This window comes from Streptomyces sp. BF23-19, from assembly GCF_041106355.1.
GTDB classification, from domain to species: domain Bacteria; phylum Actinomycetota; class Actinomycetes; order Streptomycetales; family Streptomycetaceae; genus Streptomyces; species Streptomyces virginiae_A.
This window is the reverse complement of the sequence record NZ_JBGBPT010000034.1, coordinates 68,939-84,625: the sequence shown is the minus strand read 5'-3', so window position 1 is coordinate 84,625 and position 15,687 is coordinate 68,939. Positions and strand designations below refer to the sequence as shown.

Sequence of the window (15,687 nt, the reverse complement as noted above, 5' to 3'; positions counted from 1 at the left end):
CCCCCACTCCCCCGACCACCCCGCCCCCCACTCCCCCCACGACCCCCACGACCCCGCCGACCACGCCTCCGGGCGGGACCTGCACCAACCCGGCGTACGTGGCGGGCACGATCTACAACAGCGGCAACGTCGTCTCCCACAAGGGCCGCAACTGGAAGGCCCAGTGGTGGACGCAGAACGAGGAGCCCGGCACCACCGGTGACTGGGGAGTCTGGAAGGACCAGGGCGCCTGCTGACCCCTGCGCCCTGATCCACGAGTGAACGTGAGGAACCGGTGGCCCGGCGGCCACCGGGTCCTCGCACGTTCCGCGCGCACCCGGCCTCGTACGCTGCTGCGGTGATCACACACATCACCGCGTCCGACGCGGACTTCGAGGAAAACCGTCCCCGGATGTTCGGCATCGCCTACCGCATGCTCGGCTCGGCCGCGGACGCCGAGGACACCGTGCAGGAGGCGTACCTGCGCTGGGCGTCCGCGGACCGCGAGGAGATCGAACACCCCGGCGCCTGGCTCGCCAAGGTCGTCACCAACCTGTGCCTCAACACCCTCACCTCGGCGCGGGTCCGACGCGAGGCGTACGTCGGCCCCTGGCTCCCGGAACCCGTCCTCACCGGCGACGGCACGCTCGGCCCGCTGGAGTCCGCGGAACAGCGGGACAGCGTGTCCATGGCCCTGCTGGTGCTGCTGGAGCAGCTCACCCCGGTCGAGCGGGCCGTCTACGTACTGCGCGAGGCCTTCGCCTACAGCCACCGGGAGATCGCCGCGGTCCTCGACCTCACCGAGGCGAACTGCCGGCAGCTCTACCGGCGGGCGGCCGGCCGGGTGGCCGCCGAACGGGCCGCCGAGCCCGAACGGCGCTTCGAACCGGACCCCGAACGGTGGCAGAGCCTCGTGGAGACCTTCATGACGGCGGCCCGCGGCGGGGACCTGGCCCGGCTGGAAGGGCTGCTGACGGCCGACGTCCGGTTCGTGTCGGACGGCGGCGGCGTGGTCAACGCGGCGCTGCGGCCGATCCTGGGCCGGGAGAAGGTCGCCCGCTTCGCGGTCGGCGTGCTCAAGAAGTTCGCCGGGGACCTGCCGGTCGGCGTCGCGGAGATCAACGGGGTACCGGCGCTGCTCTTCGGCGAGACCGCCGTTCTTCTGGTGGAATTCGAGAACGGGCTGGTCAGCGGGCTCAGCACGGTACTCAACCCGGAGAAGCTGGAATTCCTCCGGGGGCAGCTGTCACATTCCTGAGGGCCGTCCGGTCTCCGCTGCTGAAAGAACCGCATCGGCGAAAGGCGGACCCCATGAGCACCATCCTCGTCACCGGCGGCACCGGCACCCTCGGCGCGCTGGTCGTGGACCGGCTCCGCGACGCGGGACACGAGGTCCGCGCACTGAGCCGGCACGCCCCCGACCACCCGGTCGACCTGACGGACGGCGGCGGGCTGGACGCGGCGATGGCGGGCGCGGAGGTGGTCGTGCACTGCGCGAGCGACACGCGCGGCGGGGGCAAGGGCGACGAGATCGCCACCCGGCACCTGATCGACGCGGCCCGGCGGGCGGGGACCGTCACCAACATCGTCTACATCTCGATCGTCGGGGTGGACCTGGTGCCGCTCGGCTACTACCGGACGAAGCTGCAGGTCGAACGGCTGCTGGAGGCCTCCGGCCTGGGCCTGACCATCCTGCGCACCACGCAGTTCCACGACCTGGTGGCGCAGCTGGTGGACACGGCGGCGAAGCTGCCGCTCGTCGCGCCGGTGCCGGGCGGGGTACGGGTCCAGCCGATCGCCGTCGGCGAGGTCGCGGACCGCTTGGCGGAACTGGCGGTCCCGACCCCGTCGGGCCGGGTCACGGACATGGGCGGCCCGGAGATCCACACCCTGCCGGACCTGGCCCGCACCTACCTGGCCGCGACGGGCCGCCGCCGCCGGGTGATCCCCTTCCCCCTGGCGGGCAAGGCCTACGCGGGCTTCAAGCGCGGCGGCCACCTGGCCCCGTCCCACGCGGTGGGCCGCCTCACGTTCGCGGAGTTCGCGAAGCTCAAGGCGCAACGGTAGGGAAGGGCGGGGGGAGGTACGGCGCCCGCCCCCGCCTCCGGTTGCCCCGCCTCCCGTTGCCCCGCCCCCTACCCCCCGAACAGCACCGCCTGGGCGGCTTCGCGTGCCGCCAGTTCGGCTCCTGCCAGGACGGCCGGGTCGCCCAGGGTCGTGGCGCGGATCTCCGTCGGGACCGGGGTCAGTTCCGCCACGCGGTGGGCGACCCGGGCGGCCAGGGCCGGGCCGCCGGCGCGGCCAAGTTCGCCCGCCAGGACCACGCAGCCCGGGTCCAGGATCGCCGCGGCCGCCGCCGCGCCCAGCGCGAGCCGTTCGGCCAGGGCTTCGAGGAAGGGCTCCCCCGCGGCTCCGGCCACGGCCTCCTCCGCCGGGCCCGCGAAGCCGTGTGCGCGCGCCAGCGCGGTCACGGCTTCGCGGCCCACCAGGGCGTGGAATCCGCCCGCGCAGTCCTCGGCCGACGGCAGTCCGGTGGTGCCGGGTACCGGGAGGAAGCCGATCTCGCCCGCACCGCCGGAGGCTCCCCGGCGCAGCCGGCCGTCCAGGACCACGGCCGCGCCCACCCCCGCGCCGAGCCACAGCAGGACGAAGGAGTCCAGGTCGCGGGCCACGCCCAGGCGCTGCTCGGCGAGGGCGGCCAGGTTGGTCTCGTTCTCGACGACGACCACGGCGGGCAGGCTCCGCTGCAGGGCGGTGACCAGGTCCCGGTGCCAGGCGGGGAGGCCGCTGGTGTCGCGGAGTTCGCCGGTGGCCGGGGCGACGAGGCCCGGGGCGCCTATGACGACGGTGTGCAGCTCGGCCGCGCCGGCTTCGCGCGCGGTGCGCAGCAGGGCGGCCACCGCGTCCTCGGGGGCGCCGACGGGCAGGGCGGCTTCGGCGAGGGGGCGGCCGAGGAGGTCGGTGACGACGGCGGTGACCCGGTCGGTGCGTACGTCGAGGGCGGCGAGGTGGGCGCGGTCGGCGACGATCCCGTACAGCTTGGCGTTGGGGCCCCGGCGCTGTTCGCCGGATTCGCCGGCGATCTCGATGAGTCCGGCTTCGGTGAGCCGGTCGACCAGGTCGGCGACCGAGGGGCGGGAGAGGCCGGTCATGGTCTTGAGCTGGGTGGCCGTCAGTGGCCCGGATTCCTGGAGCAGTTGCAGGGCGAGGCGGTCGTTGATGGCCCGGGCCGTGCTGGGCGAGGCGGGGGCCGGTACCTGGGTGCTGGTGGGGGCAGGAGTCACGGCGCCCATCCTAGGGAGTCGGGCCCGTTATCTATCAGGCAGGGTCCCTGATAGTTTAATCCTCATGACCGGGGACACCGACCTCAGCCCGGCGCGCCTGCGCCATGCCCGCTACGCCATCGCCGCCGTCTTCTGCACCCACGGTGCCGTCACCGGCTCCTTCGCCACCCGCATCCCCTGGATCCAGGAGCACGCCCAGCTCAGCGCGGGCACCCTGGGCCTGGCCCTCGCCGCGCCCGCCGTGGGCGCCGCCCTCGCGATGCCGCTGGCGGGCCGGATCAACCACCGGCTCGGCGCACGGACCGCGCTGCGGGTGCTGCTCTCGCTGTGGACCCTCTCGCTGATCCTGCCGAGCCTCGCCCCGAACCTGCCCGCCCTCTGCTTCGTCCTCTTCGTCTACGGCGCCACCGCCGGCATGTCGGACGTGGCGATGAACGCGCTCGGGGTGGAGACGGAGAACCGGCTGGGCCGCTCGATCATGTCCTCGCTGCACGGCATGTGGAGCGTGGGCGCTCTGCTCGGTTCGGCCGCGGGTACCGTCGCCGCGCACACCGGGGTCGACGCCCGGCCGCACCACCTGGTCGCCGCGCTGCTCCTCACGGCGTGCGGGCTGTTCGCCGTACAAGGGGTGCTGGACCTGAGGGCCGACCAGGAGGCGCCGGCGCCCGCGCACTTCGCGCTGCCGCCGAAGTCGGCGCTGTTGATCGGGGCCATCGGGTTCTGTGCGGTCTTCGCCGAGGGCGCGAGCCTGGACTGGTCGGCCGTCTACCTGCGGGACGTGCTGCACACCGACGCCGGTCTGGCGGCGGCCTCCACCACCGCCTTCGCGCTGACGATGGCCGTGGCCCGGCTGGTCGGGGACCGGGTGGTGGACCGGTTCGGGGCGGTGCGCACGGTCCGGGCGGGCGGGGTGGTGGCCACCCTGGGCGGACTGCTCGTGGTCGGGGTCCAACATCCGGCGGGTGCGCTGGCCGGGTTCGGGCTGATCGGGCTGGGTATCGCGGTGGTGGTCCCGCTGGCCTTCGCGGCGGCGGGGCGCAGCGGCCCGGCCCCGGCGCAGGCCATCGCCGGTGTCGCGACGATCACGTACACCTCGGGGTTGATCGCGCCGTCGGCGATCGGTGCGGTGGCGGACGCGACCTCGCTGGTGGTGTCCTTCGGGCTGGTGACCCTGCTGACGTTCGCGCTGATCGCCGGTGCCGCGGTACTGCGCCCGGGGGCGCCGGTGGGGCAGGCTGGGGATGATCTCGGCGGGGCGACGGCGAAGGCCGGCTCCCCCGGCCTCGACGAACCTGCCCGAACCCGGCCGTAACATGTCGATCGGCCGCAGCGGCACGTACCCCGTGCACTGCGGCCTCGATGTGTGAGCGGCCGGAGCGGCGGCCGTCCGGAGTAGAGGAGTGGGACATGGGCCTCGGCGTGGGCTGGACCCTGCACGGAGACGGGCGGACTCCCGCCCCCGGGGCGGTGGTCCGGCCGGAGGAGCGGCTGTCGTGGCCGCGGACCGCCGGGCTGGGCGCGCAGCACGTCGTGGCGATGTTCGGCGCGAGTTTCGTCGCTCCGGTCCTGATGGGCCTGGACCCGAACCTGGCCATCATGATGTCCGGCGTCGCGACGGTGGTCTTCCTCCTCGCGACGCGCGGCCGGGTCCCGTCCTACCTGGGCTGCTCGCTGTCGTTCGTCGGTGTCGCGGCGGCCATCCGGGCCTCGGGCGGGGACAGCGCGGTGGTCACGGGCGCCTGCTTCGTCGTCGGCGTGGCACTGTTCCTGGCCGGTCTGGCGGTGCAGCGCTTCGGCGCCCGCGTCATCCACGCGGCGATGCCGCCCATCGTGACGGGCGCGGTGGTGATGCTGATCGGCTTCAACCTGGCGCCGGTGACGGCGAGCACGTACTGGCCGCAGGACCAGTGGACGGCACTGCTGACCATGCTGTTCACCGGGGCGGCCGTGGTCTGCCTGCGCGGGTTCTGGTCGCGCATCGCGATCTTCCTCGGGTTGCTCTTCGGGTACGGGATCTCCTGGCTCTCCGACCTGCTCTTCGGGAAGATCCACTCGACGGTGGGCGGGGAGGCGGCCGTCGACCACTGGCGGCTGGACCTCTCGGCGGTCGCCAAGGCGGACTGGATCGGGTTCCCGTCCTTCCACGCGCCCGCCTTCGAGTGGTCGGCGATCCTGATCGCCCTGCCGGTGGTGATCGCGCTGATCGCGGAGAACGCCGGGCACATCAAGGCCGTCGGCGAGATGACCGGCGACCCGCTCGACGACAAGCTGGGTACGGCGATCGCGGCGGACGGGGCGGCGTCCATGCTGTCCACGGCGGTCGGCGGCCCGCCGAACACCACGTACTCCGAGAACATCGGTGTCATGGCGGCCACCCGGGTCTACTCCACGGCGGCCTACTGGGCGGCCGCGGGCTTCGCGCTGCTCTTCGGGCTGTGCCCCAAGTTCGGGGCGATCGTCGCCGCGATCCCGGGCGGGGTGCTCGGCGGCATCACGGTCATCCTCTACGGGATGATCGGCCTGCTCGGCGCCCAGATCTGGATCAACGGCGGGGTGGACCTGCGCAATCCGCTGAACCTGGTGCCGGCCGCGGCGGGCATCATCATCGGCATCGGCGGCGTGAAGCTGCAGATCACCGACACCTTCGAGCTGGGCGGCATCGCGCTGGGTTCGATCGTGGTGATCACCGGGTATCACGCGCTGCGGTTCATGGCGCCCGCGCACCTCAAGCAGGAGCCCCTGCTCGACGAGGGCACCTCCGACTACGACGAGCCCGGGGACGGCCAGGACAAGCCCCGTTGACGGGGTTTCGCCCGAACCGGGGAAGCGTACGGCCAAGTTCCCCGGATCCGCGTCGGCGCCTGCGACTCTGCCCCCATGGATGCGGTGCTGGCGCGGATGCGCGCCCTGGAGGAGCGGCTCCCGCCGCAGGACGGTGTCGCCGTCTTCAACCGGGTCTACCTGACCGTGACGGAGGCCCTGCACCGGCGGATCGAGCACGGCGGGTTCCCGGCGCCCCGGCGGGCCCAGACGCTCAGCGTGCGGTTCGCGGAGCGGTACCTGACGGCGGTCGAGGCGGACCGGGCCCCGGCCTGCTGGCGCCCCCTGCTGCAGTACCGCCGGCACCCCGGGATCCGTCCGCTCCAGCACGCGCTGGCCGGGATCAACGCGCACATCGGCCATGACCTGGCGCTGGCGGTGGTGGCCACGTGCGGTGAGCTGAAGTGTGAACCGCGGGCCCTGGAGGCGGACTTCGACCGGGTCGGCGACACGCTGGTCTCCCTGGAGGAGCACATCCGGGAGGACCTGATGCCGGGCCCGGACCTGCTGGAGATCGCCGACCCGCTGACCCACCTGGTCGGCTCGTGGAGCCTGGAGCGCGCCCGCGCCGGGGCCTGGTCGGCGGCCCGCCTGCTGTGGACGCTGCGCCGGGCGCCGGAACTGGCCGAGGAGTTCACGGACTCCTTGGACGCGGGCGTGGGCCTGGTGGGGCGCTGTCTCCTGACCCCACGGGGCTGAGGGCCGCACGGACGCCATCGGGCCATCGGCCGAAAGAAGGCTACGGTGGTGATCATCTCCGCGGCCGAGTGATCACGGTCTGCGGACGGCCCCGTTCCATGACGCGATACGTGATGGCAGGAAGAATGAGCGAGCAGAACCACACCGTCCCCGACTGGTTTCGCGGCGGCACGAAGCTTTACCGGTCCCTGCTGGAACTGGCGGAGTGGCACCCGGAGGCGACGGAGATCGCCACCTCCGCCACGGTCCCGGACGACTACGCCGCGGAGACGATGCTGCACTTCCTGTCCGACGAGCTCATGCGGACCGGTTTCACCGACAACTGGGCGGTGACGTCGCACGGGCAGGAGATCGAGGACCTGATCGACGTGTTCGACGACATCGCGCAGCCCGAGCGGCACGTCGCCGGGCTGCACCTCGTCGGGCGGCACGTCGCCGGACGCAACGTCGGTGGGCGCGGACGCCTGGGGCATTGAGAACGGGCCTTGCCCGCGCTGCTCACGCGGGGACGGCCCGTGGCCTTGGTACCCGGAGGATCAGTCCTCGGGGAGTTCGACCGGGGCGATGTCGTCGTAGACGTCGCCCGGGCCCGGGTTGGTGGAGTCCGTGGACCCACCGAGGTGGTGCATGACGCCCCAGACGGCGTTGAGGGCGGTCTGGACCGCGCCCTCGGCCCAACCGGCCGTCCAGGAGATGTCGTCGCCCGCGAGGAAGATGCCGCGCTTGTCCTCGGGGAGGCGCTCCTGCATGAAGTGGGTGAACAGGCGTCGCTGGTAGCGGTAGTGGCCCGGGAGGTTGGCCTTGAACGCGCCCATGAAGTAGGGCTCGTCCTCCCAGGACACGGTGACCGGGTTGCCGATGATGTGCCGGCGGATGTCGACCTTGGGGTAGATCTCGCCGAGGGACTTCAGCATGACCTCCATCCGCTCGTTCGCGGACAGCGGCAGCCACTTGAGGCTGTCGTCGCACCAGGTGTACGAGAGGCAGATGACGGCGGGCTTGTCCGGACCGTTGTCCAGCAGGTACGTGCCGCGGGTCATGCGGTCGGTCAGCGTCATCGACATGACGTCGCGGCCGGTCTCCTCGTCCTTGTCCAGCCAGAACGGCCGGTCGACGGGGACGAAGAGCTTGGACGACTCCATGTAGTGGGTGCGCTCGATCGCCGTCCAGTGGTCGATCGGGAACAGCGTGTCGTCGCACTCGATCTTCGACAGCAGCATCCAGGACTGGGCCGTGAAGATCGCGGCGCGGTACGTGCGGATGTCGCCGGAGGAGTCGGTGACCGTGATGCGGTTGCCGGCCGTGCGGTGCAGGCGGGTGACCGCCGGGCGCGGGGTGCCGTCGTGCAGGGAGGACAGCGAGGTGCCCCGGTCCCAGTGGACGATCTTCTCCGGCTCGCGCTCCCACAGGCGCAGCGGCAGCTGCTGCGAGCCGCCCACGATGCCGCGGTGGTGGTCGTCGGCCTCGGTGTAGACGACGCGCAGGATCTCCAGGATGGAGTTCGGGAAGTCGGTGTCCCAGCCGCCCGTGCCGAAGCCGACCTGGCCGAAGATCTCGCGCTTGCGGAAGGACTTGAAGGCCTCCGACTTGCAGAGGAAGCCGTAGAAGGTCTCGTCGTCGAGCTTCTCGACGAGCTTGGCCCAGATCTCGCGGATGCGCGGGACGTCCCGCTCGCGCATCGCGGTGTTCATGTCGGAGAAGTCGGCGCCCTCGTCGAGGCAGGCGTTCCAGGCGGCGGACACGTCGCGGTAGATCTGCGGGAGGTCCGCGATCGTCTCGGCGTAGTGCGTCTCGCCCTTGAGGTCGACGACCGTCGAGGGGGTGGACTCGGCGAGCGGGTTCGGGAAGGGCTCCGTGACCAGGCCGACGAGGTCGATGTAGTGCTGCAGGGCCGTGGAGGAGGGCGGGAAGCGCATGGCGCCCATCTCCGCGGTGAGGCCCTCGGTCTCGGCGCCCTCGAAGCCGACGGTGCGCAGGCGACCGCCGATCTGGTCGGCCTCGTAGACGACGGGCTTGAGGCCCATCTTCATCAGCTCGTAGGCCGAGATGATGCCGGAGAGTCCGCCGCCGATGACGGCGACCTCGGTGCCGAGCTCGGTCGCCGGTATCTGGCCGAGGCCCGCCGGGTGGGCGAGGAAGTCGTCGTACGCGTACGGGAAGTCCGGACCGAACATGGTGATCGGCGGCTGTCCGTCGCTGTGCGGGACGGCGGTGGTGGGCACCGTGGACGTCATGGGGGTACGTCTCCTTGCGGCAGGGCTGGGGGAGGAAGAGGGCTCAGACGAGGGAGGCGTAGAGCCCGGGTCGGCGGTCGCGCAGGTACGGGTTGTTCTCGCGCGATGCGGACAGCAGCTCGGGGTCGGCCTCGCCGAACACCAGCTCCTCGCCGCGTCCGGCCCGGGTCCGGGTGACCCCGTCGGGGCTCGCCAGGCAGCTGAGTCCGACGAACTCGAACTCACCTTCCGGGCCGGTGCGGTTGACGTACGCGATGTACATCTGGTTCTCGAAGGCCCTTACGGGGACCAGCTGTTCGGCGACGAACTGGAACGGGTGCATCTGCGCGGTCGGCACCAGGAGGAGGTCGGTGCCGGCGAGCGCGTGCGCCCGGACGTTCTCGGGGAACTCCACGTCGTAGCAGATCATGATGCCGATGCGGAGGCCGTTCAGGTCCGCCTGGACGACGGGGGTGTCGCCGGGGGTGAAGGCGTCCTGTTCGAAGCAGCCGAAGAGGTGGGTCTTGCGGTAGTTCGCCAGCGCGGCGCCGTCGGGGCCGATGAGCTGGGCGGCGTTGTACACGACGCCGTCCGCGCCCTCCGGGTAGCCGTACAGGACGGCGATCCCGTGGCGGCGGGCGATCTCGCCGATGGCCTGGGCACAGGCGCCGTCGGCCGGTTCGGCGAGGCCGGGGATGTCCTGGAGGTCCAGCGCGTAGCCGGTCAGGAACATCTCCGAGGTCACGAGGAGCCCGGCCCCGCTCTGTGCGGCGCGCGCCGCTGCCTCGTCGAGCGCCTTGAGGTTCTCGGCGGTGTCGCCGAGAACGCCGGAGCTCTGGAGGAGGGCGGTGCGCAGCGGGGCCATGGGCTACCTCTGTGACAGGCGGGGAGGGGGTCATAAAACGGTACGTTCGCGCGTTCGACCCGGACAAGCCGTGAGCGTTGCGCTCCGCGCATCGATTCGTTGCGTGTTCCACCACCGACGCGGCGATTCGTTGCGCGGGCGCCCCCGGGCCCCCTCGTGGACCCCGTACGGGCCCTGCGCGGCTCCCGCCGCGGCCCCCTGCTAGGCGCCCGCGCGGAAGGCCGGGTGGCCGGCCAGGAAGCGCAGGTCGTCGAGGATGTCGGGGGTGTGGTCGGAGACGACGCGGCCGCTCCAGCTGTCGACGAGGGCCGGGACGGTCAGGGTGCCGTCGAAGTGGTGGCCGGTGGCCTCGTAGGCGAGGCGCAGTGCGGTGTACTCGGCGGCCCGGTGGTCCGTACCGAGGACGGTGGCGGTGATCGTGTGGGCCAGGCCCAGCTCGGTGAGGGTGTCGGTGATCCGCAGGGAGTGGGGACAGCCGACGCGGAGGTAGAGGTGGTAGCGGTGCGGTACGGGGGAGAAGCCGGCTCCGATGCGGCCGCGCGGGGCGGGCGCCGGGCCGGTGCGGGGCAGCGGGGTGCGGGGCAGGACGGTGTGCGACATGACTCTCCTGGGGTGGAGGACAACACGGCTGGGCCCCGGGCGGCGCGGTGCGCGCGCCCGGGCCGGGTCACTCGTCTCTGTGGGGGGTCAGCCGCGCGGGCCGAATGCGCTGCACACCCGCAGGAGGTCGATGTGCAGGCGCCGGGTGAGCCACCAGCGCCGGAGGGTCCGGGCCCGCGTGTCCGTGTCCCTGTCCGCGTGCGCCGTCCGGGCCGTGTCCACTGCCGCCCACCCCCGTCCCTTGTCCTCGGCCGCCGCCGTCCGGTGCTGGTTAGGCTTCCGGTGGCGGGCGTCGTCCGTCATGGCCGTCCCCCGCAGTTTCGTGGCGGCGCCGGGGGTCGTCAAGAAGGCGGTCACGACCTGGACGCCGTCGCCTTACGGAAGGAGTCACGCACCCATGTCCCCCGAGAGCGGCACGCTGTGCGGCAGTGAGGTACTCGACAATCCGGTCTGGGCCGCGCTGACCGGGCCGCACCGCGAGTTCGCCGAGTTCGCGCCCTCGGGTCTGGCGGCCCGCTACACGCGGGACACGTCGCCGTTCGCGGCGCTCGCCGATCCGCAGGACCCACGGGCGTGGGCGGATCTGGCCGCGCTGGCCGGTCCCGGGGAGGGGGTCTGGGTGACCGGGTTGCTGACCCCGCCGCCGGGGTGGGAGACGGCGGTGAGCGTTCCGGGTGTCCAGCTGGACGGCCGGGCGGTCCGGGCCGTGGCCGAGCCGGAGGCGGTGCCGCTGGGGCCCGGCGATGTGAAGGAGATGCTGGAGCTGGTGGAGCTGACCCGGCCCGGCCCGTTCCTGGACCGGACGGTGGAGCTGGGCACGTACCTCGGGATCCGCCACGAGGGCCGGCTGGTCGCGATGGCCGGGGAGCGGATGCGGCCGACGGGCTGGTCGGAGATCAGCGCGGTGTGCACGCACCCGGACCACCAGGGCCGGGGCCTGGCCGGCCGGCTGATACGCGCGGTCGCGGCGGAGGTCCGTGAGCGCGGGGAGCGCCCGTTCCTGCACGCGGCGGAGGCCAACACCGGGGCGGTGCGGCTCTACGAGTCGATGGGCTTCACCCTGCGCCGCAGCCCCCTGTTCCTGGGACTGCGCACCCCGCGGCCGTAGCCGCCGTGGCCGTGGCCGCCGTGGCCGTGGCCGCCGTGGCCGTGGCCGCCGTGGCCGGAGATCCGGAAGAGCGGGCCTAGGCGGGCGCGCCCGAGGTGAAGCGGCGCAGGAGCGGGGAGAGGACGAGTACCGACTTGGTGCGTTCCACGAAGGGCTCGCCGGCGATGCGTTCCAGGACCCGCTCGAAGTGGCGCATGTCGGAGGCGAAGACCTGGACGAGGGCGTCCGCGTCGCCGGTGACGGTCGACCCGGACACCACCTCGGGGTATCGCTCCAGTCCTCGCCGGATGTCGTCCGGCGAGGTGTTGTGCCGACAGTAGATCTCGATGAAGCCTTCGGTCTCCCAGCCCATGGCGGCCGGGTCCACGCGGACGGTGAAGCCGGTGATGGCGCCTTCGGCGCGTAGCCGGTCCACGCGCCGCTTGACGGCGGGCGCGGAGAGCCCGACCTCGGAGCCGATGTCCGCGTAGGAGCGGCGGGCGTCCTCGGCGAGGGCGTGCACGATGCGTTCGTCGAGATCGTTCAGTCGCACGGGGGGTGAATCACTTCTGTTCAGCGGCCTCCGCGGCCGAGGCGGCCAGGGCGGCCACAGTGGCCAGGCTGGAGCGGCGCATGCCGTAGAAGAAGTAGATCACGAGCCCGACGGCCATCCAGCCACCGAAGTACAGCCAGGTGAGTCCGGGCAGCTCCGTCATCAGGTAGGCGCAGAGCAGGAAGCCCACGATCGGGGTGACCGGGAAGAGCGCCACCTTGAAGGTGCGGTTCATCTCCGGGCGGGTGTAGCGCAGGATGATGACGGCGACGTTGACCAGGCCGAAGGCGAAGAGCGTGCCGATGCTGGTGGCGTTCGCCAGCTCGCCCAGCGGGATGAAGGCGGCGAGCAGTCCGCAGAAGAGGCAGACGATGATCGTGTTGACGCGGGGCGTGCCGGACTTCGGGTCGACCTTGGCGAAGGCCTTGGGCATCAGGCCGTCGCGGGACATCGCGAAGAGGATGCGGGTCTGGCCGTAGAGGACAGCGAAGACGACGCTGGCGATGGCGACGACGGCGCCCGCGGCGAGGATGACGCTCCAGAAGGAGTGTCCGGTGACGTTCTCCATGATCTGGGCCAGGGCGGCCTCGCTGCCCTCGAACTCCTGCCACGGCATGGCGCCGACGGCGACCAGGGCGACGAGGCAGTAGATCGCGGTGACGATGGCCAGCGACAGCATGATCGCGCGCGGCAGGTCCTTCTTCGGGTTCTTGGCTTCCTCACCGGCGGTGGAGGCGGCGTCGAAACCGATGTACGAGAAGAACAGCATGGAGGCGGCGGTGCTGATCGCGGTGACGCCGAGCGGAGCCAGCGGAGTGTAGTTGCCGGCCTTGATGCCCATGAAGCCGATGACGCAGAAGAGCACCAGCGTCACGATCTTGACGGCGACCATGATCGTGTTGATCCGGGCGCTCTCCTTGGCCCCGCGGAGCAGGAAGACCATGCAGAGCAGGACCACGACCAGGGCGGGCATGTTGATGTAGCCACCCTCGCCCAGCGGGGCGGAGAAGCCCTCGGGGATGGTGAAGCCGAGGGTGCCGTCGAGCAGCTCGTTGAGGTACTGGCCCCAGCCGACGGCGACGGCCGCGACGGAGACGCCGTACTCCAGGACGAGGCACCAGCCGCAGATCCAGGCTATGAGCTCACCCATGGTGGCGTAGGCGTAGGAGTACGAGGAGCCGGAGACGGGGATGGAGCCCGCGAGCTCGGCGTAGGACAGCGCCGAGAACAGCGCGGTCAGGCCCGCGACGATGAAGGCGATGAAGACGGCCGGACCGGCGATCGGGGTGGCCTCGCCGAGGACGACGAAGATGCCGGTGCCCAGGGTCGCGCCGATGCTGATCATGGTCAGCTGCCACATCGTGAGCGAACGCTTCAGCGCGCCGCCCTCACCCTGGCCGCCCTCGGAGACCAGCTGCTCCACCGGCTTGCGGCGGAGCAGCGGGTTGACGGGCCTACGGGCCTCGGAGGCGAGCGGTGGCGCCTGGCCGTGGTCGAGCACGAGGGGACTCCTTGTCACTGCGGATCGGGGAGGTCAGGGGAGGCGTCGACCGCGACGATCCGGAGCAGGGCAGGGCCCGTCGGAAGAAGGGTCTGCTCATGGGGGACCGCCGAGCAGGCGATCCGCGCCACTCCACGTACAGCGAGTGAGCCTACGAGCTGAGTGATACCGCCCGTAATGCACCATCCTTGCACATTGGCGCACGATCGTTGCGCGGATCGGTCACTGACAGTCGTTTGTTGCGTAGGGATGATCGATCGCTGCGCAGGTCACCCCTGACCCCCTTTCTTGACACTTCATCAGATCTGCCGCAACGTGCCGCCATGGATCTGGACGTGCTCTACGAGATCGACGTCCCGCAGCCCTCGCCCGGGTCCCCTCCGCACGGCCGGCGCGGAGCCGAGCAACGGGCCTACCGGGAGGCCGCGGAGCAGATCGGCGACCCGCGCCCGCTCACCGATGTGACGACCGACCGGGTCAGCGCCTACACGCTCGTCCACGCGACCGCCCCGTCGACGGGCAGCGGGCGGCGGCCGGAACCACCGGGACCGGGGCTCTCCCCCACCGCTGCGACGTGACCTGCCGCGCGGCCGTACGCGACCTGTTCCCGGAGGCCCCGGGGCCGCGAAGGCCGCTCCGATGTCATTGGTGCGCTCCGCGGCGGTGGAACCGGGTCCGAGCGGGGTACGGGTGAACGCGGTGGCACCGGGGGTGGTGAGGACCCCGCGGGTCGCCGCCCTGCTGGGCACCGAGGGGCGGCGGCGCAACGCGGAGAACGCCCCGCTGGGCCGGGTCGCCGAGACCGCGGGCATCGCGGCCGCCCTGTACTTCCTGGCCTCGCCGCTGTCCTCGTACGTCACGGGGCAGACGCTCGTGGTGGACGGCGGGGTCGGCGTGACGTTCCCCTACCCGACGATCGGAGGCGACCAGTGATACCACCGGGACCAGCGGGGCCGGCAGGACCGGGCCTGCCGGCGGAGCCCGTGCTCGGGCTGCAGCGCCATCCGGACGAGCCGGCCCCCTGGCAGGACGCGCTGCCCTTCCTGCGCGGGGTCGCCTGGCTGGACCGGGGGCGGCCGGTCCGCGCCGATCCGGCCGACACCATGCGGCTGCCCTGGGACACCGGTGAGCGCTCCACCCTGCCCATCGGCGTCCGGCTGGAGTTCACCACCGAGACCGCGCGGGCGGTGGAGGTCCGCTACCGGGCGACCGTGCCCGGCCCCACCGACGCGCTGCGCGACCTCGCGCACGGCTTCGCGCTGTGGGACCGGCACGGGGTGGTCACCGAGGTGTTCACCGACCCGGCCGCGGAAGCCGTCGTACGGATCGGCCTGGGCGGCGGCACCGGCCCCTTCACCATCCACCCGCCCGAGACCCAGTCCCCGCTGATCCTCGGGCTGCGCGGGATCGGCGGCCCGCTCGCTCCGGCGCCGCCGGGGCCGCGCTGGGTGGTGCACGGCGACTCCATCACCGAGGGCTGGTGGTCCACCCGCCCCGCGCACGGCTGGCCCGCCGTCACCGGCCGGGCGCTCGGCTGGGACACCGTCAACCTCGGCTACGCGGGGGCCGCGCGCGGTGAGTTGACCACCGCCGAACAGCTCGCGGGCCTGCCCGCCGACGTCCTCACCCTCGCCTTCGGCACCAACTGCTGGTCCCGGGTGCCCTTTTCGGCTCCCCTGCTGTACGAGACCACGCGCGCGTTCCTCGAACTGGTCCGCCAGGGACACCCGCGGACCCCGATCCTGCTGGTCTCCCCCGTCCTGCGGCCCGACGCCGAGCGCACCCCGAACAAGCTCGGCGCCACCCTCGGCGCCCTGCGTGACGCGATGGAGCGGGCCGCCCGGGACCGGATCGCCGCCGGGGACGACCGGTTGGCCGTGCTCCCGGGCCGGGACCTGCTCGGTCCCGAGCACCTGGCGGACGGGCTGCACCCCAACGACAGCGGACATCAGGTTCTTGGCCTCGCTGTGGCCACGGCTCTGCGGCGCACCGGGTTCGGTGCGGGGTGAGTGAAACACCCCACACCGAACGGCTTGAACAGATCTCTCCCATCGGAGCGTGTCCTGAGCACAGTTGGCGCCACCAC

The 15,687-nt window shown here is 72.3% G+C and carries 18 protein-coding genes; 11 read left to right on the top strand and 7 right to left on the bottom strand.

What is annotated here, in order from left to right; translation table 11 throughout:
* The 3 genes from AB8A24_RS20570 to AB8A24_RS20560 all read left to right on the top strand — a co-directional run.
* On the top strand, positions 1-236 hold a 236-nt coding region (locus tag AB8A24_RS20570; protein WP_369477022.1), incomplete at its 5' end, for a carbohydrate-binding protein.
* Positions 237-337: 101 nt separating this feature from the next.
* Positions 338-1,237, top strand: a complete 900-nt coding sequence (locus AB8A24_RS20565) for an RNA polymerase sigma-70 factor (RefSeq protein ID WP_328964118.1) — start codon at positions 338-340, stop codon at positions 1,235-1,237.
* Between the two features lie 53 nt (positions 1,238-1,290).
* A complete protein-coding gene (locus tag AB8A24_RS20560; protein WP_328964117.1) occupies positions 1,291-2,046 on the top strand; it encodes an NAD(P)H-binding protein in 756 nt (251 codons plus the stop codon).
* A 68-nt stretch (positions 2,047-2,114) separates the two neighbouring features.
* Here the strand turns inward: AB8A24_RS20560 and AB8A24_RS20555 are convergent, their stop codons facing one another.
* Positions 2,115-3,272: an ROK family transcriptional regulator gene (locus AB8A24_RS20555; RefSeq protein ID WP_328964116.1), complete on the bottom strand. Its 1,158-nt coding sequence runs from the start codon at positions 3,270-3,272 to the stop codon at positions 2,115-2,117.
* A gap of 55 nt (positions 3,273-3,327) precedes the next feature.
* Here AB8A24_RS20555 and AB8A24_RS20550 point away from each other — a divergent pair, with 55 nt between their 5' ends.
* From AB8A24_RS20550 to AB8A24_RS20535, 4 genes are all read left to right on the top strand, one after another.
* Positions 3,328-4,575, top strand: coding sequence for an MFS transporter (locus tag AB8A24_RS20550; protein ID WP_328964115.1), 1,248 nt, complete (start codon positions 3,328-3,330; stop codon positions 4,573-4,575).
* A 95-nt stretch (positions 4,576-4,670) separates the two neighbouring features.
* Positions 4,671-6,065, top strand: a complete 1,395-nt coding sequence (locus AB8A24_RS20545; RefSeq protein ID WP_328964114.1) for a solute carrier family 23 protein — start codon at positions 4,671-4,673, stop codon at positions 6,063-6,065.
* Positions 6,066-6,140: 75 nt separating this feature from the next.
* Entirely contained in the window at positions 6,141-6,782 is a 642-nt protein-coding gene (locus AB8A24_RS20540; protein ID WP_328964113.1) for a DUF5995 family protein, read from the top strand.
* A 125-nt stretch (positions 6,783-6,907) separates the two neighbouring features.
* Positions 6,908-7,258 carry a hypothetical protein gene (locus AB8A24_RS20535; protein ID WP_328964112.1) on the top strand — a complete coding sequence of 117 codons (351 nt, stop codon included), beginning with the start codon at positions 6,908-6,910 and terminating at the stop codon, positions 7,256-7,258.
* A 60-nt stretch (positions 7,259-7,318) separates the two neighbouring features.
* On the opposite strand, the gene AB8A24_RS20530 is transcribed toward AB8A24_RS20535, so the two are convergent.
* The 4 genes from AB8A24_RS20530 to AB8A24_RS20515 form a co-directional block, all read right to left on the bottom strand.
* Positions 7,319-9,016 (bottom strand): NAD(P)/FAD-dependent oxidoreductase, encoded by a 1,698-nt coding sequence (locus AB8A24_RS20530; protein WP_328964111.1) that lies wholly within the window; start codon positions 9,014-9,016, stop codon positions 7,319-7,321.
* 43 nt (positions 9,017-9,059) lie between these two features.
* Positions 9,060-9,860, bottom strand: coding sequence for a carbon-nitrogen hydrolase family protein (locus AB8A24_RS20525; RefSeq protein WP_328964110.1), 801 nt, complete (start codon positions 9,858-9,860; stop codon positions 9,060-9,062).
* Positions 9,861-10,061: 201 nt separating this feature from the next.
* Positions 10,062-10,460: a hypothetical protein gene (locus tag AB8A24_RS20520; RefSeq protein ID WP_328964109.1), complete on the bottom strand. Its 399-nt coding sequence runs from the start codon at positions 10,458-10,460 to the stop codon at positions 10,062-10,064.
* Between the two features lie 87 nt (positions 10,461-10,547).
* A complete protein-coding gene (locus AB8A24_RS20515; protein ID WP_328964108.1) occupies positions 10,548-10,817 on the bottom strand; it encodes a hypothetical protein in 270 nt (89 codons plus the stop codon).
* Between the two features lie 40 nt (positions 10,818-10,857).
* Here AB8A24_RS20515 and AB8A24_RS20510 point away from each other — a divergent pair, with 40 nt between their 5' ends.
* The gene (locus AB8A24_RS20510; protein ID WP_328964107.1) at positions 10,858-11,568 is read left to right on the top strand and encodes a GNAT family N-acetyltransferase; all 711 of its coding nucleotides are present in this window, start codon (positions 10,858-10,860) and stop codon (positions 11,566-11,568) included.
* Positions 11,569-11,644: 76 nt separating this feature from the next.
* On the opposite strand, the gene AB8A24_RS20505 is transcribed toward AB8A24_RS20510, so the two are convergent.
* Together AB8A24_RS20505 and AB8A24_RS20500 are read right to left on the bottom strand one after the other, a co-directional pair.
* On the bottom strand, positions 11,645-12,100 hold the full coding sequence (locus AB8A24_RS20505) for an Lrp/AsnC family transcriptional regulator (protein ID WP_369477017.1): 456 nt from the start codon (positions 12,098-12,100) through the stop codon (positions 11,645-11,647).
* 10 nt (positions 12,101-12,110) lie between these two features.
* Positions 12,111-13,601 (bottom strand): amino acid permease, encoded by a 1,491-nt coding sequence (locus AB8A24_RS20500; protein WP_369477015.1) that lies wholly within the window; start codon positions 13,599-13,601, stop codon positions 12,111-12,113.
* Positions 13,602-13,924: 323 nt separating this feature from the next.
* Here AB8A24_RS20500 and AB8A24_RS20495 point away from each other — a divergent pair, with 323 nt between their 5' ends.
* The 3 genes from AB8A24_RS20495 to AB8A24_RS20485 are packed head-to-tail and all read left to right on the top strand — an operon-like array spanning position 13,925 to position 15,610.
* On the top strand, positions 13,925-14,179 hold the full coding sequence (locus AB8A24_RS20495; RefSeq protein ID WP_328964105.1) for a hypothetical protein: 255 nt from the start codon (positions 13,925-13,927) through the stop codon (positions 14,177-14,179).
* Positions 14,169-14,534 carry an SDR family oxidoreductase gene (locus AB8A24_RS20490; RefSeq protein WP_328966054.1) on the top strand — a complete coding sequence of 122 codons (366 nt, stop codon included), beginning with the start codon at positions 14,169-14,171 and terminating at the stop codon, positions 14,532-14,534. The genes AB8A24_RS20495 and AB8A24_RS20490 overlap by 11 nt, the downstream gene beginning before the upstream one ends.
* Before the next feature lie 50 nt (positions 14,535-14,584).
* Positions 14,585-15,610: a GDSL-type esterase/lipase family protein gene (locus AB8A24_RS20485; protein WP_369477012.1), complete on the top strand. Its 1,026-nt coding sequence runs from the start codon at positions 14,585-14,587 to the stop codon at positions 15,608-15,610.
* The last annotated feature ends 77 nt before the right edge of the window (positions 15,611-15,687 follow it).